The organism is Rathayibacter sp. AC451, assembly GCF_979253095.1.
Window position 1 is genome coordinate 1,517,050 of sequence record NZ_CEEDBD010000001.1, and the last position, 23,282, is coordinate 1,540,331.

Here is a 23,282-nt window from a genome sequence, read left to right on the forward strand (position 1 = left end):
TTCCGAGCGAGCCGGGCGTAGTCTCGCGTCATGAGCGCCTACGTCTCCGTCCTCGACCTGTTCAGCGTGGGGATCGGCCCGTCCAGCTCCCACACGGTGGGCCCGATGCGCGCCGCTCTCGACCTCGCCGGGCGCCTGCGCGCGGCCGGACTCCTGCCGCGGGTGAGCCGCGTCGGCTGCACCCTCTACGGGTCCCTCGGCTCCACCGGGATCGGCCACGGCACTCCCGACGCGGTCGTCGCCGGGCTGTCGGGGCTGGCTCCCGAGACGTGCGACCCCGAGCAGGTGCGCGGGGCGTGGCGGCGGCTCGACGACGAGGGGTCGATCCTCCTGGCGGGCGAGCAGCCCGTGCCGATGACGCCGGACGACGTCGGCTTCGAGCCGCGCACCCGCCTGCCCGAGCACCCCAACGCGCTCACCTTCAGCGTCTGGCTGGGCGAGGACGCCCTGCCCGCGTGGGAGGAGACCTACTACTCGATCGGCGGGGGATTCATCCGACGCGCAGGTGAGCGGGCGCCTCTCGCGGCGCTGGCGGAGCATCCGCACCCCTTCGCGTCGGGCGCCGACCTGCTGGCCACCTGCGACCGCACCGGCGCGAGCATCGCCGGCGTCGCGGCGGCGAACGAGGAGGCGCTGCATCCCGGCGTCGACGTCGACGCCCGGCTCGACGCGATCTGGGACGCCATGGCGGCGTGCGTCGACCGCGGACTCACGACCGACGGCGTCCTGCCGGGCGGGCTCGCCGTGCGCCGCCGGGCCTCGCTGATGCGGGAGCGGCTCGAGGCGCTCGAGCACGATCCGCTCGATGCCGCCCGGGTGACGGCGGTCGAGTGGCTGCACGCCTTCGCGCTGGCGGTGAACGAGGAGAACGCCGCCGGCGGGCGCGTGGTCACCGCGCCGACGAACGGAGCGGCGGGCATCCTCCCCGCGGTCGGCCACTACTACCTCCGCTTCGTGCCGGGGGCGGACCGGGCCGGCCTGCGGGACTTCCTGCTGACGGCCACGGCCATCGGCTCGCTCTGCAAGACGAACGCGTCGATCTCGGGGGCGGAGGCGGGCTGTCAGGGCGAGGTGGGCTCGGCGTGCGCCATGGCCGCCGGAGCGCTCTGCGCCGTGCTCGGCGGGACGCCCCGCCAGGTCGAGAACGCTGCCGAGATCGCGATGGAGCACCACCTCGGGCTGACCTGCGACCCGGTCGGCGGGCTCGTGCAGATCCCGTGCATCGAGCGCAACGCGATCGCCGCCTCGACGGCCGTCAGCGCGGCGCGGCTGGCGCTGCACGGCGACGGCACCCATCGCGTCTCGCTCGACACGGTGATCGAGACGATGCGGCAGACCGGCATCGACATGTCCTCGAAGTACAAGGAGACCAGCGAGGGCGGTCTCGCGGTCAACGTCATCGAGTGCTGAGGCGCGCGCCTGTCGAGCACGATCCCGCGTGCTCGCGACGGCGATCCCCTGTTCGACGGGCCCAGGTGAAGCCGGGTTACGCGCCGGGGTGCGGCCGGGACGACCGGCGCCTAGCGTGGGGCGGGTGAGCAGCTCCCCCTACCTGGCCCGGCCGATCGTCTCGACGCAGTGGCTGGCCGATCAGCTCGGCCGCGACGGACTCGTCGTGATCGACGCCAGTGTGCTCTTCGTGCCCGCCTTCGACGGGCGCTACCGCTACCTCACGGGCGAGGACCAGTACCTCGTCGAGGGGCACGTGCCCGGAGCGGTGTTCGCCGACCTGCTCGAGCACCTCTCGGACGCCGAGGCGCCGCATCCGTTCACGAGGCTCGCCGCCGAGCGGTTCGCCGCCGCGGTCGGGGCACTCGGCATCGACGACGACTCCGTGGTCGTCGTCTACGACTCCGCCGTCGGCCAGTGGGCGTCGAGGCTGTGGTGGCTGCTGCGCACCGCGGGGCTCGACTCGGTCGCCGTCCTCGACGGCGGTCTCACCGCGTGGCGTCAGGAGGCGCGCCCGCTCGAGACGGGCGCGTCGCGCCCGTCCCGCGCGACGGGCTCACGGTCCGCGAGGAGCGGCCGCTCTGGGTCGACAAGGCCGACGTCGAGCGGATCGTCCGCGGCGAGGCCCCCGGCGCGCTCGTCTGCGCCGTGCCGCCGAAGGAGTTCACCGGCGAGGCCGGCCAGCGTCCGCGCCGCGGCCACATCCCGGGCTCCCGCAGCGTGCCGGCGGCGCGACTGGTCGACCGCGAGACCAACACACTCCTGCCCCTCGACCGGCTCCGCACCCTCTTCGGCGACGCGGTCGACGCCGAGCGCGTGGTCCTGTACTGCGGAGGAGGCATCGCCGCCGCGGCCGACGCCCTCGCCCTCACGCTCCTCGGCGTGCGCGACGTCGCGATCTACGACGGATCGCTGAACGAGTGGGCCGCCGATCCGGACGCGCCCCTCGTGGTCACGGCCGCCTGACGAGCTGCTCCGGGAGGCGCGTCGTCGGCAGCGCGCAGACGAACGCCTCGCAGGCGTAGGCGGTCGGGAGTCCGTCGCGCGACGTCCTGCCCTCGAAGAGCTCGAAGCCGGCGCCCGCCCAGGCGGCCGCCTCCCGATCGGTGACCAGCGCCAGCACCCCCACGTCGGTCGCGCGGGAACCCGTCGCGAGGCCGTCGAGCGAGGCGTCGTCCGGGGCGACCACGACGAGCTGCAGAACGGGCGCGGCGAGCGCCGAGGCCAGCGCGAGCACGGCGCCGAAGCCCATCGGCTGCCCGAGGGCGCCCGGAGCCACCGCGGCGACCACCGCCTCGGCCGCCTCGCGGTAGCGCCGCTCCCCCGTCAGCAGGAAGAGCTCGTGCGCGGCGCGCGCCGTCGCCGAGAGGCCGGAGGGGTACGCACCCTCGGACGGATCCGCCGCGAGCAGCAGTCCGCGCGCGGCGAGCGCCGGGTCGCCGCCGCCGGGGAGCGCGAAGGGCGGCCATCCCGAGGCGGCGTCGAGCGCGCCGTCGAGGAGCGACCGGGCGGCCTGCGCGTAGCGGGGCGTGCCGCCGGCGAGTGCCAGCTGCAGGAGTCCGCCGGCGAGCATGCCGAGGTCCTCGAGCGCCGGGCGGGCGGTCGAGACGCGGTCGTCGAGCGAGGCGCGGACGACGAGGACCCCGTCGACGACATGGCGGGAGAGCAGGAAGTCGGCGGCGCGGCGGGCGGCGTCGAGCCACTCCGGCCGTCCGAGGACACGACCGGCGCGCGCGAGCGCCTGGATCGCGAGGCCGTTCCATCCGGTGACGACCTTCTCGTCGAGCGCGGGCGGCTCGAGGCCCGAGCGGTCCTCGGCGAGGTAGTAGCCGCCCTCGGAGCGCCGGCCGTCGACGATGCTCTCGGAGTCCTGCGCGCTCGCGAAGCCGCCGCCGGGGCGCTGCAGGGTGGTGATCAGGAAGGAGGCGATGCCGTCCGCGACGCCCGCCAGGGCGTCCCGGTCCCGGACGTCGGAGCGGCCGAGCAGCAGGGCGGCGACGTCGAGCAGCTGCGCGTTGTCGTAGAGCATCCGCTCGTAGTGCGGCTCGCTCCAGTCTCCTCGGGTCGCGTAGCGGAAGAAGCCGCCGTCGCGATCGCGCAGCGGCGAGGCGGCGACGGTCAGGAGAGTGCGCTCGGCGAGCTCCGCACCGCTCGCCCGCGAGGCGAGGAAGCCGAGGACGGGGGCCACCGGGAACTTCGGCGCCCCGCCGAAGCCGCCGTGCTCGCGGTCCTCCTCGGCGGCGAGGCGTGCGACGGCGGCATCGAGCGCGCCGTCGTCCGGCAGCGCGCTCGCGGTGGGCAGCGCGGCGGTCGCCTCGCGCAGCGCGTTCGCCAGCGAGCCCGCCGTGGCGTGCACCTCGTCGCGCCGCAGCCGCCAGGCCTCGCCGACCGCGTCGAGGACGTCCGAGAACGCGGGGACCCCGCCGACCGCACGGGGCGGGAAGTAAGTACCGGCGTAGAACGGCTCGCCGGCCGGAGTCGTGAAGACCGTGAGCGGCCAGCCGAGGTTCCGCGTGAACGCACTCGCCGCGGTGAGGTAGGCCGTGTCGACGTCCGGGTGCTCCTCGCGGTCGACCTTCACGGCGACGAATCCGCCGTTCAGGCGCTCGGCGAGCACGGGGTCCGAGAACGACTCGCGGGCCATGACGTGGCACCAGTGGCAGGTCGCGTAGCCGATCGACACGAGCACCGGCACGTCCCGCCGCTCGGCCTCGGCGAACGCCTCCTCACCCCAGGGGAACCAGTCGACGGGATTGTCCGCGTGGGAGCGGAGGTAGGGGCTGACACTCGAGCGCAGTCGTTCGGCCATGGCTCCACGCTAGACGCGAGCCCCGGCACGGTCACGGGGTTGCAGAAGCTCCGCCGGGAGGCGCGCTCGGCCACGATCGTCGCCGGCGCGCCCTCTCAGCTCGGGTTCTGCTCCTCCACCGCCCGCGACGGCACGAGCGGCAGCGCCAGGGCGGGCGTCAGCGCCACGATAGCGAAGGCGAGCGGATAGCCGACCAGGCCGATCAGCGCGCCGACAGCCGGCGCCGCGATCGCCGCCGCCGCGAACTGCCCGGTGTTCTGCGCCCCGAGCGCGCGGCCCGACCAGAAGGGCCCGGCGATCTCGGCGACGGAGGTGAAGGCGAGCCCGTTGTCGGCGACCGAGATCGTCGTCGCCGCGACGAACAGGACCGCGGCGACGGCCACCGCCCCGTCGACCGCGCTCGTGGCGGCCAGGAGGAGCAGCGCCGCGACTCCGGCCACCGCGACCCAGCGCAGTGGACGCAGCCGCGACCCGACGCGGTCGCTCAGCACCCCGACTCCGATGCGGCCGAACGCGCCGGCGAACTGCGCGACGGCCACCAGGACGCCGGCCGCCCACGGTTCCCAGCCCTGGTCGGCGATCAGCCAGACCAGGCCGAAGGTCGAGAGGGTGAACTGCGGCACGACCAGCAGGGCTGAGACGCCGTGGATCCGCCAGAGCGCGGCACCCGAGCGGTAGGGGTTCTGCACCGGAGCCGAGGCCCCGGTCCGGGGCGGACGGGGCGGATCGACGATGCCGATCGCGCAGGCGACGGCGAGCACGGCGAGCAGGACGACGGGCAGGGCCAGGGCGGCGGGCACCCCCGCGGCACTCGCGAGCGGCGGCACCGTGAGCGAGGCGACCGCGACTCCGAGCGGCTGGCTCATCTGCCGGATGCCCATGGCGAGCCCGCGGCGATTCCGGGGGAACCAGCCGATCACGACGCGGCCGCTCGCCGCGTTGACGCTGCCGGACGCCATGCCTCCGAGGAGCAGGAAGACCCCGAGGAGCACGAGATCGCCCGTGAGCATCGCCCCGACGCCCGCGAGCGCCGTCGCGGCGACACCGGTGGCGAGGACGATCCGCTCGCCGTACCGATCGGCGAGAGCGCCCCACGCGACGAGGGTGAGCACGAGCCCCACGTTCGGCGCCGCGGCGAGCAGTCCCGCCTCGGCGAGCGAGTAGCCGTACTGCGTGTGCAGGAGGGGGATCAGGAACGGCGGCACGGACACGAACACGGTCGTCGCGGCCTGCGCGGCCACTCCGATCGCGAGCATCAGCCAGGGGCGGGGAGTGCGGGGCACGGTGCTCCAGGGATCACGGGCGGGACGGTGCCCAGGAGGCTACCGGTGCGACCAGGTGCGGCGAGGCGGGAGTCGCTCCGCGTCAGCGCTCGAAGAACCAGCCGCTCGGTCGCTGCGGCCCGCTCGGTGAGGCACCGCCTCCGATCCGCCCGCCCCGGCGGCCGAGGACCAGGTACGCGATGCTCCCGACGAACGGCGCGATCACGATGAAGGCGACCCAGCCCACCTTGCCGACCCGGCCGAGGCGCGGGTTCGCCAGCACGCCCTGGATCGCGAACAGCAGCAGCACGATGTTCACGACCACGAGCAGGGACTGCGGATTCACGGCCGTGCTCTCCGCTCGGGGTCTGCACCCTCCGGCGGATCTCGCGGGGGGACCTGGGCATTGTGCCACGGCGCCGTAGGATGGAGGGCTCATGTCAGACGTCCTCAGCATCCACTACCCGCCCGAACTCCCCGTTTCGGGACGGCGCGACGACATCGCCGCCGCGATCCGCGATCACCAGGTCGTCATCGTCGCCGGAGCGACCGGGTCGGGCAAGACCACCCAGCTCCCCAAGATCTGCCTGGAGCTGGGACGCGAGAGCATCGCGCACACGCAGCCGCGGCGGATCGCCGCGCGCACGATCGCCGAGCGCATCGCGGAGGAGCTCGACGACGAGGTCGGCGGCCTCGTCGGCTACCAGGTCCGCTTCACCGACAAGGCGAGCGCGTCGACGCGGATCAAGCTGATGACCGACGGCATCCTGCTCAACGAGATGAACCACGACCGGCTGCTCGGCCGGTACGACACGATCATCATCGACGAGGCGCACGAGCGCAGCCTCAACATCGACTTCCTGCTCGGCTACCTGCACCGTCTGCTGCCGCAGCGGCCGGACCTCAAGGTGATCATCACCTCCGCGACCATCGACCCGCTCAGCTTCGCCGCTCACTTCGCCGACGCCGAGGGGAAGCCGGCTCCGATCATCGAGGTCTCGGGGCGCACCTTCCCGGTCGAGGTCCGCTACCGCCCCCTCGTGGCCGAGGAGCCGGAGGAGGACGACGACACCGACACCCCGGACGCCACCGCGGGCAGCCGCGACCTGATGACCGGCATCGCCGACGCGCTCGCCGAGCTCGCCCGCGAGGATCCGGGCGACGTGCTGGTGTTCCTCTCGGGCGAGAACGAGATCCGCGACGCCGAGGACGCGATCCGCGGGCTCGCCCTGCCGGGCACCGAGGTGCTGCCGCTCTACGGGCGGCTGTCGGCCGCCGATCAGCACCGCGTCTTCGAGCGCTCGCGCACCCCGGGCGTCCGCCGCCGCGTCGTGCTCGCGACCAACGTCGCCGAGACGAGCCTGACGGTGCCGGGCATCCGCTACGTCATCGACGGAGGAACGGCGCGCATCTCGCGCTACAGCGCGCGCTCGAAGGTGCAGCGGCTGCCGATCGAGGCGGTGTCGCAGGCGTCGGCGAACCAGCGCTCCGGCCGCTCGGGCCGCACCAGCGACGGCATCGCGATCCGCCTCTACTCGGAGGAGGACTACCTCCGCCGTCCGGAGTTCACCGACCCCGAGATCCTGCGCACGGGTCTCGCGGCGGTCATCCTGCAGATGATCTCGCTGGGCCTCGGCGACATCGCCGAGTTCCCCTTCCTCACTCCGCCCGACTCGCGCGGGATCAAGGACGGCCTCGACCTGCTGACCGAGCTCGGCGCGATCCGCACGCCCGGCGCGCCCTCCTCCGATGCCGCCTCCTCGGGCGCCCCCTCGCGAGATGCCACTCCGGTCCGCAACACTCGGCAGAAGGCGAGCCGGAGTGGCATCCCGCGGAAGGAGCAGGGCCCGCAGCTCACCCGCATCGGCCGCGACCTCGCCCGCCTGCCCATCGATCCGCGGTTCGCCCGCATGGTGATCGAGTCGCGGACGCACCACACGAGCCGCGAGGTCATGGCGATCGTCGCCGGCCTCACGATCCAGGACGTCCGCGAGCGCCCGCTCGAGCGCCGCGCACAGGCCGACCAGCAGCACGCGCGCTTCGTCGACCCGACCAGCGACTTCCTCACGCTGCTCAACCTCTGGAACTACGTGGAGGAGAAGCAGCAGGAGCTCTCCTCCAGCGCCTTCCGCCGGCTGTGCAAGGCCGAGTACCTCAACTACCTGCGGGTGCGGGAGTGGCAGGACGTGTTCCGCCAGCTCCGCCAGCTCGCGAAGCCGCTGCGCCTGGAGCTCGGCGAGCCGCGCGTGGACCCCGACGGGATCCACCGCTCGATCCTGGCCGGGCTGCTCTCGCACATCGGCGTGAAGGACACGACCTCCCAGCAGGCGCAACGAGCCGCCAAGAGCCGCGAGCGCCAGAACGTGCAGTACGTCGGGGCCCGCAACGCCAAGTTCTCGATCTTCCCCGGCAGCGCGCTCGCGAAGAAGCTGCCGGATGCGGTGATGAGCGCCGAGCTCGTCGAGACGAGCCGCCTGTTCGCGCGCTCGAACGCCGCCATCGACCCGGCGTGGGCCGAGGCGATCGCAGGCGACCTCGTGAAGCGGCAGTTCAGCGAGCCGCACTGGGAGAAGGCGCAGGGCGCGGCCGTCGCCTACGAGCGCGTCACCCTCTACGGGGTCCCGCTCGTCGCCCGTCGCCGTGTGCAGTTCTCGCGGATCGATCCGTCCTACGCCCGCGAGCTCTTCCTCCGCCACGCTCTCGTCGAGGGCGACTGGGAGTCGCGGCACGCGTTCGACCGCAAGAACCGGGCCCTGCGCGCCGAGCTCGAGCGCCTCGAGGAGCGCACCCGCCGCCGCGACCTCCTCGTCGACGACGAGGCCGTGTTCGACTTCTACGACCGGCGCATCCCGCGCGACGTCACCTCGGTCCGCTCCTTCGACTCCTGGTGGAAGACGAAGCAGCACGACGAGCCCGACCTGCTGACCATGACGCAGCAGACGCTCCTGCCCGAGGACGCGGAGGAGATCGACGAGACCGCGTTCCCCACGCAGTGGCGCCAGGGCGACCAGCGCTTCCGCCTCTCGTACCGGTTCGAGCCGGGCACGGAGGAGGACGGCGTGACCGTGCACGTGCCGCTCGCGCTCCTGCCGCGCGTCACTCCGCTGGGCTTCGACTGGCTGGTGCCCGGCCTGCGTGCCGAGCTCGTGACCGCGATGATCAAGGCGCTGCCCAAGCACCTGCGCCGGAACGTCGTCCCCGCGAACGACTGGGCGAAGCGGCTCACCGCCTCGCTGCCGCAGGACGTGCCGAACCCGCCGACGGAGTCGTTCGCGGCGACGCTCGCCGGTGCGATCCGCCGCGAGGCGGGCGTGGTGATCGACGCCTCCGACTTCGACCTCGAGCGGATCCCGGCGCATCTCCGGGTCACCTTCGCCATCGCCGACGAGCGCGGCCGCACGATCGCCGCCGGCAAGGAGCTGGCCCCGCTGGCCGAGCGCCTGCGCGGACGGGTGCGCGACGAGGTCGCCCGCGTGGTCGAGGCCCGCGTGCCGGACGCGCTGGAGCGCCGGGGCCTGAAGACCTGGGACATGCCCGAGCTGCCGCGCACCACCGACACCCGTCAGGGCGGCAACACCATCCGCGCGTACCCCGCGCTGATCGACGACGGCGACTCGGTCTCGATCCGCCTGATGGCGACACCCGAGGACCAGGCCCGCGAGCACCCTCGCGGCGTCCGGCGGCTCCTGCTGCTCGCGACGCCGAGCCCGGTCGCCTACGTGCAGCAGCACCTCAGCTCGAACGAGAAGCTCGTGCTCGCGCAGAGCCCGTACCAGAACACGACGGCCCTCTTCACGGACTGCCTGCTGGCCTGCGTCGACGCGGTGCTCTGGCGGATGAAGCCCGACGGCATGCTGTTCCTCCGCGCCGAGTTCGACGCCGTGCGCGACCGGGTGTCGGCGAGCGTCATGGACTCGATGTTCGAGACGGTCAAGACCGTGACCACGGTGCTCACGACCGCTCGGGCGGCCGAGAAGGCGCTGAAGAACTCGACCAGCATGGCGCTGCTGCCGGCGCTGACCGACGCGCGCGAGCAGCTGTCGGCCCTCGTGCATCCGGGCTTCGTCTCGGCGACGGGGCTCGAGCGGCTGCGGCACCTGCCGCGCTACCTCGCCGCGATCACCGAGCGCTTCGGCAAGATCGCCGAGAACGTGGGGCGCGACCGCGTCTGGCTGAACGAGGTGCAGGCGGCGCTCGAGCTCTACCGCTCGGCGGGCGGCGTCCTGCCGCTGCCGCCGCACTCCCCGAGAACCTGCAGCGGGCCCGGTGGATGATCGAGGAGCTGCGCGTGAGCTTCTTCGCGCAGTCGCTCGGCACCGCCGAGAGCGTCTCCCTCCAGCGCATCCGCAAGGTGCTCGCGGGCTGACGCCCGTCCTGCGCCGAGGGAACCCCGACCCGTCGAGGGAGCCTGCGGAAGCGGGTTCCCCGGACCGTCCGGGGTTCCCTCGCGGGGCGCTAGTGTCGTCCGGTGGGCAGCTACACCGAACTCCTCAGAACCCCCGGGGTGGGGCGCATCATCGCCGCGCAGCTCACCGCGCGCTTCCCGTTCGGGATGCTGTCGCTGGCCTTCCTGCTCCACGTCGAGCACGTGCACGACTCCTACGCGGCCGCAGGGCTCGTGCTCGGCTCGATGTCGATCGGGCAGGCGATCGCCGGGCCGCTGACCAGCCGCCTGATGGGCCGGCTGGGCATGCGCCGCGTGCTCACGCTCACCCTGATCGTCTGCGCCGTCGCGATCATCGCGATGGCGGTGCTCCCCCTCGAGATCTGGCAGTTCGTCGCCGTCGCCTTCCTCGCGGGCCTCAGCATGCCGCCGGTGCAGCCGGCGGTCCGCACCATCTACCCCAAGATGGTGCCGAGCTCGCAGCTCACCCCGCTCTTCTCGCTCGACGCCTCCGCGCAGGAGATCATCTGGGTGCTGGGACCCGTGCTCACGACGTTCGTGTCGATCCAGATCTCGACGGTGGCCGGCATCCTGACCGCCGCGGTGTTCCTCATCGGCGGCGGCATCTGGTTCATCGCCTCGCCCGAGGTCGGTCGCGTCCGCATCCCGCGCTCCCGGCGCAGGCTCGGCGTCGTGCTGACGAAGCCGCCGGTACTGCTGGCGACCGTGGTCGGCTTCCTGCTGGTGGGCGCGTGCGCCGCACTCGAGGCCGGCGTCGTGGCGGTGTTCGGCGAGGGCGGAGTGGAGTCGGGCGTCGTGCTCGCGATCTTCGCGGCCGGCTCCCTCGTCGGCGGTCTGACCCTCGGGCACATCCCGATCAGCCGCTGGGCGACCGCCCGCCGCATGCTGATCGTGACCGTCGGCATGGCGCTGGCCGCCTTCTCGACCGACTTCTGGTGGCTCTCGATCACGCTGTTCCTGGCCGGCGTGGGTATCGCTCCGGCGCTCGCGGCGCTCTTCACGATCACCGCCGCCAGCGTCAAGTTCTCGGACACCGCCGAGGCCTACGGCTGGGTCGGCACCGGCCAGCTGATCGGAGCGGCGCTGGGCTCGGCGATCGCGGGCGTCCAGATCGACGGCAACGGCCCGACCGCCGCCGTCGTGGTCGCCGCGGTGTTCTCCTTCGTCGGCTTCGTGGTCCCCGCGCTCGGCCGCCGCTACCACCCCGACCTCCGCGGCCGCGACGCGAGCCCGCTGCCGGACACCGAGCCGGTGCAGCTGCCCACCTGATCCTTCCCAGCCGCCGTCGAGCGGGCATCCAGCGCCGCAGCCGTAGGGTGGGCCGCACCCGACCGGGAGCGAGGCGACCATGGGACTGCGCGAGGACGCCGAGGAGCTCGTCCGAGCCCACCGGCGTGCCGCCGAGCGGGCCGAGCGGACGGACCCCTGGTCGGATCCCGAGACGCCGGAGTGGTGCGGGGAGCTCACCGCGGCGCTGTGGCAGGGCTCGTACCGGCCGAGTCCCGTGTACTACCGGGCCGAGGACCTGTCGCACGCCTGGCGCGGACCGCATCCGGTGCGCCTGAACCACCTCGGCTTCGGCTGGCAGATCACGGCGCGGCGGATGCACGAGGGCGCTCTCGCGTCGAGCACGGCCGTCGTCCTCGAGACGGGATCGCTGTGGCTCGGCCTCGGACCCGGTCGACGGCCGCACCGCGGCCTCCTCGCGCTCGCCGACTCCGAGAGCGTCGAGGGTCTCCAGCCGGGTCACGACCACTACTTCGCCGTCCGCCGCTTCCCCGACGCCGACGAGGAGCAGGCCGCCGAGCGGCGCCTGCTGTTCGGAGTCGCGGGGCTCGCCGCGCTGATCGAGGACGCCGTCGCGATCGGTCCGCAGGGCGAGCTCGAGTGGACCGTCTGAGCGGACCCTCCGCAGGGACCCTCGGGACGGTGCCCCCAGGACCGCATGCCAGCATGGAGGGCATGAGCGTCCCCCTGATCCCCCTGAACGACGGCCGCGCGATCCCGCAGATCGGGCTCGGGGTCTACAAGGTCGACGACGACGAGGCCGCGCGCACCGTCGCGACGGCCTCGAGGCGGGCTACCGCCACGTCGACACCGCCACGCTCTACGCCAACGAGCGCGGCGTCGGCGAGGGGATCCGTGCCAGCGGGATCCCCCGCGAGCAGGTGTTCGTGACCACCAAGGTCTGGAACGACGACCACGGCTTCGACGAGACGCTCGAGGCGTTCGACCGCAGCCTCGACCTGCTCGGGACCGACTACGTCGACCTCTACCTCGTGCACTGGCCGATCCCCTCCCGCGACCGCTACGTCGAGACCTACCGCGCCCTCGAGAGGCTGCAGCAGGAGGGCAGGGCGCGGTCGATCGGCGTGTCGAACTTCGCCGTCGAGCACCTCGAGCGCCTCTCGGCCGAGACCGCAGTGGTGCCCGCGGTGAACCAGGTCGAGCTGCACCCGCGCCTGCCGCAGGAGGAGCTGCGCGCGTTCGGCGACGCCCACGGCATCGTCACCGAGGCCTGGTCGCCGCTCGCGCGCGGCCGTCTGCTGCAGGAGCCGGTGCTCGAGCGGATCGCCGCGCGGCACGGCGTCTCCGCCGCGCAGGTCGTCCTCCGCTGGCACGTGCAGAACGGGGTCGTCGTGATCCCCAAGTCGGTCACCCCCGAGCGGATCCGGGAGAACATCGACGTCTTCGGCTTCGTGCTCGACGACGAGGATCTGGCAGGAATCCGCGCTCTCGCGACCGGCGAGCGCACGGGTCGCGACCCCCGCCTGGACTGACCCGCCCGAGGGCCTGACGAACACGATCTCGCGTGCTCGACAGGCCCTACCCTGGCCGCATGACGACGCGCACCGCTCTCCTCCTGCACGGCCTCGGCGGCTCCTCCGGCACCTGGTGGCGCGTCGCCGAGGCGCTGGGCAGTGCGGGATGGAGCGTCACCGTCCCGGATCTGCGGGGGCACGGCGCAGGAACGCGCGGCGGAGCGTCCGGTCACGACGACTACGCCGACGACGCACTGGCTCTGCGCCCCGACTCCGGCGCGTGGGACCTCGTCGTCGGGCACTCGCTCGGCGGGGCGATCGCCGTGCGCGCCGCCGCCCGCGACGGCGGCTGGGCGACGCGGCTGGCACTGCTGGATCCGGTCCTGCGCCTCGAGGACGGGCAGCGGACCGGGATCCGCGCCGGGGAGCTGGCCGATCTGGAGACCTCGGCCGAGGAGCTGGCCGCGGGGACCCCGCACTGGTCGGAGCGGGACCGGCGGGAGAAGCTGCACGCGGCACGCGCCGCGGATCCGCAGGCCGTCGCCGCGACGATCGACGCGAACGACCCGTGGGATGTGCTCGAGGACGTGCCGCGGCTGAGCGCCCGGGTGCTGGTGCTGGCCGGCGATCCCGGAGTCGTCACGCTGTTCCCGCCCCGGCACGCCGCCGCCGCGCTGCGGGCGAACCCGCTCGTGCGCTACGCGGTGGTGTCCGGAGCCGGCCACAGCCCGCACCGGGATCGGCCGGACGAGACCCTCGCCATGCTGCGCGAGTGGGCCGAGAGCGACGCGACGGCCTAGGACCTGGTGAACACGATCTCGCGTGCTCGCGACGGCGATCTCCTGTTCAACAGGCTCTCGGCGGGCACCCCTGAGGCGCGGCCGTGGCAGCCGCCGCTCCGTGTTTCGCAGTTGTGAAATCGGCCCCGGAAGGGTGTCCTTCCGCGTCTCCTGAGAATAGCCTCGCCAGAAGCGCCGCCCGTTCACAGGAGTTCGGGAGCGCCGGTCGCCGTTCCCGGCGGCCTCTGTCATCGACGAAGGGACACCCCTGTGGCGAACAGCACCTCAGGAGCACCAGGCGCACGGCGCCGCCGCTCACTCCTCGGCACCAGCGCGATGATCGGAGCAGGCGCGCTCGTCGCCGGCTTCGCATTCGCACCGACGGCCAGCGCCGTCGAAGCCTCCGACTTCGCCGATGCCGTCACGGTCGACGGCATCATGGAGCACCTCGAGGCGTTCCAGGCGATCGCCGACGCGAACGGCGGCAACCGCGCCATCGGCACCGAAGGCTACGAGCTCAGCGGCCAGTACGTCGAGGCGGTCCTGAAGGCCGCCGGCTACGAGACCGAGCGCCAGGACTTCACGACCACCACCCAGACCATCGACGAGTTCTCGCTCACCACGACCCCCGCGGTCGAGGGCATCCCGATGTCGTTCACGCCCTCCACACCCGAGGGCGGGGTGACCGGCGAGCTCATCCAGCCCGCCGACCCGCTCGGCTGCACGGCGGACGCCTGGGCCGGACTCGACGCGACCGGCAAGGTCGCCCTCGTCAGCCGCGGCACCTGCTCCTTCTCGGAGAAGAGCGCGGCGGCCGGCGCCGCGGGCGCCTCGGCGATCCTGATCTACAACAACGTTCCCGGTGAGGCCCTGAACGGAACGCTCGGCGCTCCGGACGACAGCTACATCCCGTCGGTCGGCATCACCCTCGAGGAGGGGCAGGCGCTCATCGCGGCGCTGCCGACGACGGCGACGCTGGTCCTCGAGCAGACGACCACCGACACCGAGACCTTCAACATCATCACCGAGACCGAGGGCGGCGACCACGACAACGTGGTCATGCTCGGCGCGCACCTCGACGGTGTGCCGGAGGGTCCCGGCATCAACGACAACGGCTCCGGATCGGCGACGCTCCTCGAGACCGCCGTCGAGCCTCGCCGAGGCCGGCGAGACCACCAACGCCGTGCGCTTCGCCTGGTGGGGCGCCGAGGAGGTCGGCCTGGTCGGCTCCTACGAGTACGTCGACTCCCTGACCCAGGAGGAGGCCGACAAGATCGCGACCTACATGAACTTCGACATGGTCGCCTCGCCGAACTACGTCATCTCGGTCTACGACGCGAACGAGTCGACCTACGAGGCCCTCGTCGAGGTGCCCGCCGGCTCCATCGCCACGGAGAAGGCGTTCACGGACTACTTCGACTCCATCGGCCAGCCGTGGATCGACACCGCGTTCGACGGACGCAGCGACTACGACGGCTTCATCTCGGTCGGCATCCCCTCCTCGGGTGTCTTCACCGGCGCCGACGACATCAAGACGGAGGAGGAGGCCGCGCTCTTCGGCGGCACCGTCGGCATCCCGCACGACCCGAACTACCACTCGGAGGGCGACGACCTGGCGAACATCAACCAGGAGGCGCTCGGCATCACCTCGAAGGCGATCGCGTACGTGACCGCCTCCTTCGCCGAGGACACCTCGGCGATCGACGAGGAGAAGAACCCGACCCCGCCGTCGCCGACCCCGACGCCGATCACGCTCCCGACGCGGGCCGAGGTGCTGCGACTGCTGACCTCCGGTCTGTCGTACCGCGAGATCGCCGCTGAGCTCGGAGTCACCGGCGACAACGCCGAGCAGTACCTCGACGCCGTCCTCGACGAGGTCGGCATCAGCCGCGCCACCGCGGAGCGCCTGGTGCGCGAGTACCTCGACGACCGCGGACTGCTGACGGGAGCCGCGCTCTAGCGCACGACCGTCTCGTCCAGGGAACCCAGGGACGTCGAGACCCCCGCTGCTGCGGGCTCCCTCGACGGACCGGGGTTCCCTCGCGTGGAGGGGGGGTCCTCGCGTGAAGGGGGTGCCGCGTCAGGCGCGGCGGGCGCGGCGGGCGCGGTCGAACGCCTCCTCGACGTCCTCCTCCGGATCGGCGAGGAGGCGGAGGGTGGCCAGGGCGTGGATCCGCCGCGGCTCCTCGGCGGACAGCGCGGCCGCCTCAAGGGGGCGGCCGCGGACTCGCCGAGCATCAGCAGGGCGCGGGTGAGGCTCTTCTGCACCGGCCGGTCGCCGTCGCCCAGGTGCTCGGCGAGCTGCCGGGCGAGCGCGGGCCGCTCGTGCTCGGGAGCGAGGCGGGCGGCGGTCCGCCACGCGGCCAGCGCCACCTCGAGGTGCTCGTCGTGCAGCAGCGCGGGAGTGATGGCGGGCCACGCCCTCGCATCGCCCACCTTCGAGAGCGTGTGCAGCGCCTGGCTGCGCGCCTGCGGCACCTCCGACACCAGCTCGGGCAGGAGCAGATCGACCGTGCGCGACGGGTCGTGGCGGATCAGCGCCCAGGTGAGCATCTCGCGCACGCCGAAGTCGGGTTCGACGCGGCAGCGCTCGATCAGGACGGGGATGTACTCGTCGGCCGGGCGGGTGCCCGCGCTCATCGCGGACCGCAGCCTCGAGGAGGCGTCCGAAGCGTGCAGCGCCGCGCGGAGCCTGTCGGCCGGCTGTGTCAGGTCGCTCATGCGGCCATCACACACCACGCCGCCGGGAGGACGGCGAGAGCGCGAGCGGCACCGGGAGCCCGCAAGGGCTTCCGCGATGCGGCCGTCGGTGTTCACTGGTGCCCATGCGAGCGATCTGGAAAGGCGCGATCACCTTCGGCCTCGTCAACGTGCCGGTGAAGATCTACAGCGCCACCGAGGACCACGACATCGCGCTGCACCAGGTGCACGACCGCGACGGCGGGCGGATCCGGTACCAGCGCAAGTGCGAGGTGTGCGGCGAGGTGGTCTCCTTCGACCACATCGACAAGGCCTACGACGACGGCGAGCACACGGTGGTGCTTACCAAGGACGAGCTGAAGGCGCTGCCCGAGGAGCGCGACCGCGAGATCGACGTGGTGCAGTTCGTGCCGAGCGAGCAGGTCGACCCCATCATGTTCGACCGCGCCTACATCCTCGAGCCCGACTCCTCCTCCCCCAAGGCGTACGTGCTGCTGCGCCGGACGCTCGAGCAGACCGACCGCACGGCGATCGTCGAGTTCGCCCTGCGCCAGAAGACGCGGCTCGCCGCACTGCGCGTGCGCGGCAAGCTGCTGATGCTGCAGACGCTGCTCTGGGCCGACGAGGTGCGCGAGGTCGAGTTCCCCTCCCTCGAGGGCACCACCCGCATCGCCGCCCGCGAGCTCGAGATGTCCTCGCACCTGGTCGACTCCTACTCCGAGGACTTCGACGCGTCCAAGTTCACCGACGCGTACCAGGAGGAGCTGCGGACCCTCATCGACGCGAAGATCGAGCAGGGCGACGCCCTCGACACGGCGGCCACCTTCGGCGAGAAGCCCGAGGCGGAGGGCGGCGGCGAGGTGCTCGACCTGATGGAGGCGCTCAAGCGCTCCGTCGAGCGCAGCCGCGGGGCGAAGGGGGCGGCGCCGAAGGACGACGAGGCTCCGAAGCGGAAGCCCGCCGCGAAGAAGGCATCGGCGAAGAAGAGCGTCGCCGAGGAGGCCGAGCCGGAGGCGGAGAAGCCCGCCGCGAAGAAGAAGACGGCCGCGCAGAAGAAGGCTCCCGCGACGAAGACCGCCGCGGAGAAACCTGCGGCGAAGCGCTCGAAGGCCGAGGACGCACCGGCCGAGAAGGCCGCGTCCTGACGGTCGGACGGCTCAGACGAGCTCGTCGACGTCGTCGAGATCGACCGACAGCGAGCTGACCAGCGCGAGGAGCGCCTCGGCGTAGGCGTTCTCGGCGACCTCGTCCTCGAAGACGCGCGTCGCTCCGGCCAGCTCGATCTCGACCGCGTAGCGCACGGGCTCCCCTGCGAGTCGGCGGAGCGAGCGGAACGTGCCGCGCAGGAGCTCGCGGAGCTGGTCCTCCCGCGGCAGCCAGAGCGAGTCGTCGAGCGAGACCGAGTCGAGCGCCCACTCGGTGGTGCCGTTGAAGCCGAGCACGGTGCCGCTGGGGTACTCGTGCGCCTCGATGGTCATGTCGCTCACGGTGAAGACGTCGCCGTCGAACCCCTCCCGCTCGATGCGGAAGCGGTCGCCGGTGACCGGGGACCAGCGCACGCCCGCGGTGCGCAGCGCCCGGGCCAGCTCGAAGGTGATCATGCCCCGATCATGGCCGCCGTTCCCGGACATCAGCCGCGAGCGGGCCGAGGTCGTCCCGATCGCGCGCTCACAGCTCCGCGTCGAGCACGAGCGAGCGCACCCGCAGGTCGGCGCGCCGCGCGTCGTCCTCCAGGCCGTCGACGACGACGGCCGCGCCGACCCACTCCGCTCCGGCGAGCTCGACGAGACGACGGCACGCGGCCGCCTGGGTGCCGGTCTCGATCCAGTCGTCGACGAGCAGCACGCGGTCGCCGGGTCCGAGCAGCGCGCGCCGCACGCGGAACAGGAGCGGATCGTCGCGGTAGTCGAGGGCGATCGCCGACTCCCACCAGTCGGCCGAGTCCTCGACCGGGGCCGACGCCTTGCGCGCCTCGACGAGCCCGACGCCGCGGTGCAGGGCGGTGAGGGCGGCGAGTGGTGTGCCGCGCGTCTGGGGGCCCAGGACGGCGGTGATCTCCTCCTCGGCGAACAGATCGCCGAGCCCCGGACCCAGAGCGGCCAGCAGGACCGGATCGCGCCACCAGCCCGTGACGTCGGAGGACGCGGAATCGCCCGCCCGATCCCGGGAGTCGCCGTGCGCGCGGACCAGGCGGCCGCGCAGATCGTGGGGATCGGTCATGGCTCGACCGTAGTGGCGCGGACCGTCGGGTCCGGCACGACCGTGTGTCGGTGGCTGAGTTCACACTCATGAAACACCTGGTTCACGGACCGGGCATCTGAGCTGCATAGCGTGGCTGTTCGTGCCCCTTTCAGGGGCACGCACACCGCGCCGACGCAGGCGCGACCGGCCGTCCCTCCCCGGACGGCGACCGAGAGGACAGCCATGAACGACGATCCGGTGCTCGACACCGCCACCCCTTTCCGCCGACGGAGGCGCTCCCTCGCCGTCGCCGCCCGCTCCGCCGCCGCGATCGGCGGTCTCGCCCTCGTCGCCGCTCCGCTCGTCGCGGCGCCCGCCTCGGCCGCGCCGTCCGGTGACGAGCTCGTGATCAGCGAGGTCTTCGCACGCGGAGGCTCCGCCGGCGCGATCTACAGCAACCGCTTCGTCGAGTTGCACAACCCCACCGGGTCCGACATCGCCCTCGGCGGCACGAGCCTGCAGTACCGCTCGGCCACGGGCACCGCGAACCCCACCACCACCATCGCGCTGCAGGGCACGGTGCCGGCCGGCGGCCACTTCCTGGTGCAGGGCGCGAGCAACGGGACCAACGGCGCCGCACTGCCCGCCCCCGACCAGATCGCGGGCGGCCTCAACCTGGCCGCTGCGGGCGGCACCGTCTTCCTCGTCGAGGGCACCGCCCCGCTCGTCGCTCCGCCCACCGGGGCGTCGCCGCAGCCCGAGGCCGTCCTCGACCTCCTCGGATACGGCACGTCCAACACCTTCGAGACGGCGGCGGCACCGGTGCCGACGCTCACCGAGTCGCTCTCGCGCGCCGACGGCACCGCCGGCGACACCGATGTCAACAGCGCCGACTTCACCGTCGGAGCGGCCACCCCGCGCTCGAGCGGCGGCGGCACCGCGCCGACCCCCGGCCCGACGACCGCTCCCACGACCCCGCCGACGACCCCGCCCGCTCCCGCCGAGAGGGCGACCATCGCCGAGATCCAGGGCACCGGAGCCGCGTCGCCGCTCGTCGGCCGCACCGTCGTGACCACGGGTGTCGTCACCGCCCGCTACCCCTCCGGCGGCTACAACGGCTACGTCATCCAGACCCCGGGCACGGGCGGGAGCACGACGGGCCGCACCGCCTCCGACGCGGTCTTCGTCTACTCCTCCGCCTCGGTCGGCTCCGTCGCGATCGGCGACCACCTCGAGATCACCGGCGCCGTGAGCGAGTTCAACGGCCTCACCGAGCTCACCCCCACCTCCGCCGCGACCGTCGTGCGCCTCGCGGCACCGGCTGCGCCGGTCGTCCCGGCCGCCGTCGAGCTGCCGCGCACGGCGGCGGAGCGCGAGGTGCTCGAGAGCATGCTGATCGCCCCGCAGGGTCCGTTCACCGTGACCGACACCTTCGATCTGAACAGCTTCGGCTCGATCGGCCTCGCCGCCGGCACCTCGCCGCTGCTCACCCCGACCGAGGTCGCGCGTCCGGGCTCCCCCGAGCTCGCGGCGGTCGTCGCCGACAACGCGGCCCGCGCGATCGTGCTCGACGACGGAGCCTCGATCAACTTCCTCGGCTCGGCCGCCAACAAGGCGATCCCGCTGCCCTACCTGACCCCCGCCGAGCCGATCCGCGTCGGAGCCCCCGCGACCTTCACCGGTCCGGTCGTGCTCGACTACCGCAACAACGGCTGGTCCTTCCAGCCGACCACGCAGCTGACCGTCGAGAACGCCGCGACGGTGCAGCCGGCCGAGTTCGCCGACACGCGCACCGCCGCGCCGGAGAACGTGGGCGGCGACGTCGCGATCGCCTCCTTCAACGTGCTGAACTACTTCTCGACCACCGGCGACTCCGTCGCGGGCTGCACCTTCTACACCGACCGCGACGGCGACCCCGTCACGGTGAACAGCGGCTGCGACGCCCGCGGTGCCGCGAACGCCGACGACCTCAAGCGGCAGCAGGCCAAGATCGTCACGGCGATCAACTCGCTCGGCGCCGGCGTCGTCTCGCTCGAGGAGATCGAGAACTCCGCCAAGTTCGGCAAGCCGCGCGACGAGGCCCTCGCCACGCTGACCGCGGCCCTCAACGCGGCCGCAGGCTCGGAGGTCTGGGCCTACGTCGCCTCGCCCGCCGCGCTGCCCGCGCTGGCGGACGAGGACGTCATCCGCACCGCCTTCATCTACAAGAAGGCCGTGATCGAGCCCGTCGGCGAGTCGGTCATCCTGAACGACACCACCGCGTTCTCGAACGCGCGCAAGCCGCTCGCCCAGGAGTTCCGCCTGATCGGCGTCGCCGAGAGCGAGTTCGTGGCGATCGTGAACCACTTCAAGTCCAAGGGCTCCGGCTCGGGCGCCGACGCCGACCAGGGCGACGGCCAGGGCGCTTCGAACGCCTCCCGCGTCGCTCAGGCCACCGCGCTCGTCGCGTTCGCCGACCGTCTGCAGGCCGAGAAGGCCACCGAGCTCGTCTACCTGCTCGGCGACTTCAACGCCTACTCGCAGGAGGACCCGATCCGGGTCATCACCGACGCGGGCTACCTCGACCAGGGTGCGAAGGACGGCGGGGAGTACTCCTACTCCTTCGACGGCGCGGTCGGCTCGCTCGACCACGTCTTCGCCTCGCCGGCAGCCGACGCGATCGTCACCGGCGTCGACACCTGGAACATCAACAGCGGCGAGTCCGTGGCGCTGGAGTACAGCCGCTACGACTACAACGCGACGATTTTCTACGACACGTCGGCCTTCCGCTCGAGCGACCACGACCCGGTGATCGTCGGTCTCGACCTCCCCGAGGCCCCGACCACGAGCATCGACGTCGCGACCAGCGCCGAGACGGGTGCCCGTGGGCCCTTCGCGACGGTCACCGTCACCGCGGTGAACAACGGTCCGGAGGAGGTCGCCGTCGTCGTCTCGACCGACTACGGCACGAAGTCCACCAAGAAGTTGAAGCCCGGTCGCGAGTTCAGCGTCACCTTCAACACGCACGAGCGCTCGATCGACGCGGGAGTCGCGACCATCGACGTCACCTCGCGCGACGGGTCCACGCGCAGCTACGAGGAGGCGTACCCCGCTTCCTGAGTGGGCCTCCCTGAGAAGGGCAGGAGCCGCACCGCCTAGAGTGCGGCTCGTGCCCGAGGGAGACAGCGTCCACCGTCTCGCCGCCCGGCTCCGTCGGGCGGCGGACGGCCGCCTGGTGGAGGACGGGGAGCTCCGATCGGGAGACGCCGCCGGAACCGCCCTCGCCGGCCTGCGGATCCTCCGCCACGAGACCCACGGCAAGCACCTGCTGACCCGCCTCGACGAGGGCTGGACCCTGCACACCCATCTGCGGATGCAGGGCTCCTGGACCGTCACCGCTCCCGGCCGCGCGATCCCCCGGCGGGTGCAGCCCGACGTGCGCGTCCGCCTCCGCCTCGACGACGGCACGACACTCTGGGGACTCGAGCTGCCGGTGGTCGAGCTGCTGCCCGATCGCGACCTCGCGACGGCGATCGGGCACCTCGGTCCCGATCCGCTCCGCGACGACTGGGACGCCCAGGAGGCGGTCGCCCGTCTCTCGCGCGATCCCGACCGCCCCGTCGTCGCCGCGCTGCTGGATCAGCGGAACCTCGCGGGCCTGGGCAACCTCTGGGTGAACGAGGTCTGCTTCCTCCGCGGCCTCTGGCCCTGGCGCCCGATCGGCTCCCTCGACGTGCGCGCCCTCGTCGCGACGTCGGCTCGAGCCCTGCGGGCCTCCGTCACGATCCCCGGCATGTTCCAGACCACGACCGGCGACACCCGGCAGGGAGAGCGGCACTGGGTGGTGGGCCGCGCGGGCCGGCCGTGCCTGCGCTGCGGCACCACCGTGCTCGTGCGCGCCGAGGTCCGCGACGATCCGGAGCGGCGCCGCACCTGGTGGTGCCCGCACTGCCAGCCGGAGGCGTCCCGACCCGGCGGCTCACGGGACGGGGCCTACCCGACTCCTCGGAGCGCGGCATAAGCTCGAGGAATCGGGCGCTGCGGAGCATCGCCCTGCGCAATGACAGGCGACTCGTCGAGGAGGAACCGTGTACGACCCCGCTCTCCTCCGGACCTTCCTCGCGGTGGCCGAGACGCGCGGGTTCACCCGCGCCGCGGCGCAGCTCGGGATCAGCCAGCCGACGGTGAGCCAGCACGTGCGCCGACTCGAGGAGGCGGCGGACCGCATCCTCGTGCTGCGCGACACCCGCGAGGTCGAGCTGACCGACAACGGAGTGGCCATGGCCGGCTTCGCACGGACGATCCTCGCCGCGCACGCCGCGGCCGAGAACTACTTCAGCGGCACCGCCATGCAGGGCCGGCTGCGCTTCGGATCGGCGGACGACCTCGCGATCACGCAGCTGCCCCGGATCCTCCGCCACTTCCGCCAGCTCCACCCGCAGGTGAAGCTCGAGCTGACCGTCGACCAGAGCGGGCCGCTGCGCCGCCGACTCGACGCGGGGCACCTCGACCTCGTGTTCGTGAAGACCGCACCGGGATCCACGGACGGCCGCCTCGTCCGCCGGGACGCCATGGTCTGGGTCGCGCACGAGAACACCGTCCTCGAGCACGACGAGACGGTGCCGCTCATCGCCTACCGGGGTCCGAGCGTGTCGCGGCAGATCGCGATCGACGCGCTCGAGGCCGCGGGCCGCACCTGGCGCATCACCTGCAACACGCGGGAGGTGAACGGCGTACTCGCGGCGGTCCGCGCCGGCATCGGCATCGCCGTCTTCCCGCGCTCGCTGATCCCCGGCGATCTGGTGACCGTCAGCGACCGGTTCGGCCTGCCCGAGCTCGAGGACATCGAGTTCCGGCTCCTGGAGAGCGCGTCCGCCGCGCGCGAACCGGTGGAGGCGCTGACGACGGCCATCATGGAGCGCACCCACGTCTAGGGCCTGGTGGACAAGAGATCGC

At 72.9% G+C, this 23,282-nt stretch carries 18 protein-coding genes and 4 pseudogenes; 14 read left to right on the forward strand and 8 right to left on the reverse strand.

Features of this window, described 5'->3' with window-relative positions; genetic code table 11:
• Positions 1 to 30: 30 nt before the first annotated feature.
• From AC0CID_RS07280 to AC0CID_RS07290, 3 genes and pseudogenes are all read left to right on the forward strand, one after another.
• Positions 31 to 1,410 carry an L-serine ammonia-lyase gene (locus tag AC0CID_RS07280; protein ID WP_465226284.1) on the forward strand — a complete coding sequence of 460 codons (1,380 nt, stop codon included), beginning with the start codon at positions 31 to 33 and terminating at the stop codon, positions 1,408 to 1,410.
• A gap of 124 nt (positions 1,411 to 1,534) precedes the next feature.
• A pseudogene (locus tag AC0CID_RS07285) lies at positions 1,535 to 1,711 on the forward strand (hypothetical protein); the annotation flags it as partial.
• A gap of 233 nt (positions 1,712 to 1,944) precedes the next feature.
• The gene (locus AC0CID_RS07290; RefSeq protein WP_465226285.1) at positions 1,945 to 2,415 is read left to right on the forward strand and encodes a sulfurtransferase; all 471 of its coding nucleotides are present in this window, start codon (positions 1,945 to 1,947) and stop codon (positions 2,413 to 2,415) included.
• On the opposite strand, the gene AC0CID_RS07295 is transcribed toward AC0CID_RS07290, so the two are convergent.
• The 3 genes from AC0CID_RS07295 to AC0CID_RS07305 form a co-directional block, all read right to left on the reverse strand.
• The gene (locus AC0CID_RS07295) at positions 2,402 to 4,258 is read right to left on the reverse strand and encodes a thioredoxin domain-containing protein (protein WP_465226286.1); all 1,857 of its coding nucleotides are present in this window, start codon (positions 4,256 to 4,258) and stop codon (positions 2,402 to 2,404) included. The genes AC0CID_RS07290 and AC0CID_RS07295 overlap by 14 nt on opposite strands.
• A 95-nt stretch (positions 4,259 to 4,353) precedes the next feature.
• Positions 4,354 to 5,514, reverse strand: coding sequence for an MFS transporter (locus AC0CID_RS07300; protein ID WP_465228064.1), 1,161 nt, complete (start codon positions 5,512 to 5,514; stop codon positions 4,354 to 4,356).
• Positions 5,515 to 5,623: 109 nt separating this feature from the next.
• Positions 5,624 to 5,866, reverse strand: coding sequence for a PLDc N-terminal domain-containing protein (locus AC0CID_RS07305; protein ID WP_465226287.1), 243 nt, complete (start codon positions 5,864 to 5,866; stop codon positions 5,624 to 5,626).
• A gap of 91 nt (positions 5,867 to 5,957) precedes the next feature.
• Here AC0CID_RS07305 and hrpA point away from each other — a divergent pair.
• From hrpA to AC0CID_RS07330, 5 genes and pseudogenes are all read left to right on the forward strand, one after another.
• A pseudogene (gene hrpA / locus AC0CID_RS07310) lies at positions 5,958 to 9,886 on the forward strand (ATP-dependent RNA helicase HrpA).
• 102 nt (positions 9,887 to 9,988) lie between these two features.
• Positions 9,989 to 11,194 (forward strand): MFS transporter, encoded by a 1,206-nt coding sequence (locus AC0CID_RS07315; RefSeq protein ID WP_251945991.1) that lies wholly within the window; start codon positions 9,989 to 9,991, stop codon positions 11,192 to 11,194.
• Positions 11,195 to 11,273: 79 nt separating this feature from the next.
• Positions 11,274 to 11,825: a hypothetical protein gene (locus AC0CID_RS07320; RefSeq protein ID WP_207403488.1), complete on the forward strand. Its 552-nt coding sequence runs from the start codon at positions 11,274 to 11,276 to the stop codon at positions 11,823 to 11,825.
• A gap of 62 nt (positions 11,826 to 11,887) precedes the next feature.
• Positions 11,888 to 12,705: pseudogene (locus AC0CID_RS07325) on the forward strand (aldo/keto reductase).
• A 59-nt stretch (positions 12,706 to 12,764) separates the two neighbouring features.
• The gene (locus AC0CID_RS07330) at positions 12,765 to 13,487 is read left to right on the forward strand and encodes an alpha/beta fold hydrolase (protein WP_465226288.1); all 723 of its coding nucleotides are present in this window, start codon (positions 12,765 to 12,767) and stop codon (positions 13,485 to 13,487) included.
• Between the two features lie 536 nt (positions 13,488 to 14,023).
• Here the strand turns inward: AC0CID_RS07330 and AC0CID_RS07335 are convergent.
• On the reverse strand, positions 14,024 to 14,164 hold the full coding sequence (locus AC0CID_RS07335) for a hypothetical protein (protein ID WP_465226289.1): 141 nt from the start codon (positions 14,162 to 14,164) through the stop codon (positions 14,024 to 14,026).
• Between AC0CID_RS07335 and AC0CID_RS07340 the strand changes: the two are divergent.
• A pseudogene (locus AC0CID_RS07340) lies at positions 14,115 to 14,354 on the forward strand (PA domain-containing protein); the annotation flags it as partial. The gene AC0CID_RS07335 and the pseudogene AC0CID_RS07340 sit on opposite strands and share 50 nt — an antisense overlap.
• A gap of 14 nt (positions 14,355 to 14,368) precedes the next feature.
• Here the strand turns inward: AC0CID_RS07340 and AC0CID_RS07345 are convergent.
• Positions 14,369 to 14,527 (reverse strand): hypothetical protein, encoded by a 159-nt coding sequence (locus tag AC0CID_RS07345; protein WP_465226290.1) that lies wholly within the window; start codon positions 14,525 to 14,527, stop codon positions 14,369 to 14,371.
• 122 nt (positions 14,528 to 14,649) lie between these two features.
• Here AC0CID_RS07345 and AC0CID_RS07350 point away from each other — a divergent pair, with 122 nt between their 5' ends.
• Complete coding sequence (locus tag AC0CID_RS07350) at positions 14,650 to 15,426, forward strand: M28 family peptidase (protein ID WP_465226291.1); 777 nt, start codon at positions 14,650 to 14,652, stop codon at positions 15,424 to 15,426.
• On the opposite strand, the gene AC0CID_RS07355 is transcribed toward AC0CID_RS07350, so the two are convergent.
• On the reverse strand, positions 15,423 to 16,187 hold the full coding sequence (locus tag AC0CID_RS07355; RefSeq protein ID WP_465226292.1) for a HEAT repeat domain-containing protein: 765 nt from the start codon (positions 16,185 to 16,187) through the stop codon (positions 15,423 to 15,425). The genes AC0CID_RS07350 and AC0CID_RS07355 overlap by 4 nt on opposite strands.
• Before the next feature lie 104 nt (positions 16,188 to 16,291).
• On the opposite strand from AC0CID_RS07355, the gene ku reads away from it, so the two are divergent.
• On the forward strand, positions 16,292 to 17,311 hold the full coding sequence (gene ku, locus AC0CID_RS07360; protein ID WP_465226293.1) for a non-homologous end joining protein Ku: 1,020 nt from the start codon (positions 16,292 to 16,294) through the stop codon (positions 17,309 to 17,311).
• A gap of 12 nt (positions 17,312 to 17,323) precedes the next feature.
• Here ku and AC0CID_RS07365 read toward each other — a convergent pair whose 3' ends face one another.
• Positions 17,324 to 17,767 (reverse strand): pilus assembly protein CpaE, encoded by a 444-nt coding sequence (locus AC0CID_RS07365; protein WP_207403493.1) that lies wholly within the window; start codon positions 17,765 to 17,767, stop codon positions 17,324 to 17,326.
• Between the two features lie 67 nt (positions 17,768 to 17,834).
• Positions 17,835 to 18,386, reverse strand: a complete 552-nt coding sequence (locus AC0CID_RS07370) for a phosphoribosyltransferase family protein (RefSeq protein ID WP_465226294.1) — start codon at positions 18,384 to 18,386, stop codon at positions 17,835 to 17,837.
• 204 nt (positions 18,387 to 18,590) lie between these two features.
• On the opposite strand from AC0CID_RS07370, the gene AC0CID_RS07375 reads away from it, so the two are divergent.
• The 3 genes from AC0CID_RS07375 (at position 18,591) to AC0CID_RS07385 (ending at position 23,260) form a co-directional block, all read left to right on the forward strand.
• Positions 18,591 to 21,446 (forward strand): ExeM/NucH family extracellular endonuclease, encoded by a 2,856-nt coding sequence (locus tag AC0CID_RS07375; RefSeq protein WP_465226295.1) that lies wholly within the window; start codon positions 18,591 to 18,593, stop codon positions 21,444 to 21,446.
• Positions 21,447 to 21,495: 49 nt separating this feature from the next.
• Entirely contained in the window at positions 21,496 to 22,347 is an 852-nt protein-coding gene (locus AC0CID_RS07380) for an Fpg/Nei family DNA glycosylase (RefSeq protein ID WP_207403496.1), read from the forward strand.
• Between the two features lie 67 nt (positions 22,348 to 22,414).
• Complete coding sequence (locus tag AC0CID_RS07385; protein ID WP_207403497.1) at positions 22,415 to 23,260, forward strand: LysR substrate-binding domain-containing protein; 846 nt, start codon at positions 22,415 to 22,417, stop codon at positions 23,258 to 23,260.
• The last annotated feature ends 22 nt before the right edge of the window (positions 23,261 to 23,282 follow it).

Bases quoted from the DNA above. Each gene is read 5' to 3' on its own strand.
- AC0CID_RS07280 (WP_465226284.1), top strand. From the start codon at position 31: ATGAGCGCCTACGTCTCCGTCCTCGACCTGTTCAGCGTGGGGATCGGC.
- AC0CID_RS07365 (WP_207403493.1), bottom strand. From the start codon at position 17,767: ATGATCACCTTCGAGCTGGCCCGGGCGCTGCGCACCGCGGGCGTGCGC.
- ku (WP_465226293.1), top strand. From the start codon at position 16,292: ATGCGAGCGATCTGGAAAGGCGCGATCACCTTCGGCCTCGTCAACGTG.
- AC0CID_RS07295 (WP_465226286.1), bottom strand. From the start codon at position 4,258: ATGGCCGAACGACTGCGCTCGAGTGTCAGCCCCTACCTCCGCTCCCAC.
- AC0CID_RS07335 (WP_465226289.1), bottom strand. From the start codon at position 14,164: ATGAGCTCGCCGGTCACCCCGCCCTCGGGTGTGGAGGGCGTGAACGAC.
- AC0CID_RS07320 (WP_207403488.1), top strand. From the start codon at position 11,274: ATGGGACTGCGCGAGGACGCCGAGGAGCTCGTCCGAGCCCACCGGCGT.
- AC0CID_RS07300 (WP_465228064.1), bottom strand. From the start codon at position 5,514: ATGCTCGCGATCGGAGTGGCCGCGCAGGCCGCGACGACCGTGTTCGTG.
- AC0CID_RS07370 (WP_465226294.1), bottom strand. From the start codon at position 18,386: ATGACCGATCCCCACGATCTGCGCGGCCGCCTGGTCCGCGCGCACGGC.
- AC0CID_RS07375 (WP_465226295.1), top strand. From the start codon at position 18,591: ATGAACGACGATCCGGTGCTCGACACCGCCACCCCTTTCCGCCGACGG.
- AC0CID_RS07355 (WP_465226292.1), bottom strand. From the start codon at position 16,187: ATGAGCGACCTGACACAGCCGGCCGACAGGCTCCGCGCGGCGCTGCAC.
- AC0CID_RS07345 (WP_465226290.1), bottom strand. From the start codon at position 14,527: ATGACCACGTTGTCGTGGTCGCCGCCCTCGGTCTCGGTGATGATGTTG.
- AC0CID_RS07330 (WP_465226288.1), top strand. From the start codon at position 12,765: ATGACGACGCGCACCGCTCTCCTCCTGCACGGCCTCGGCGGCTCCTCC.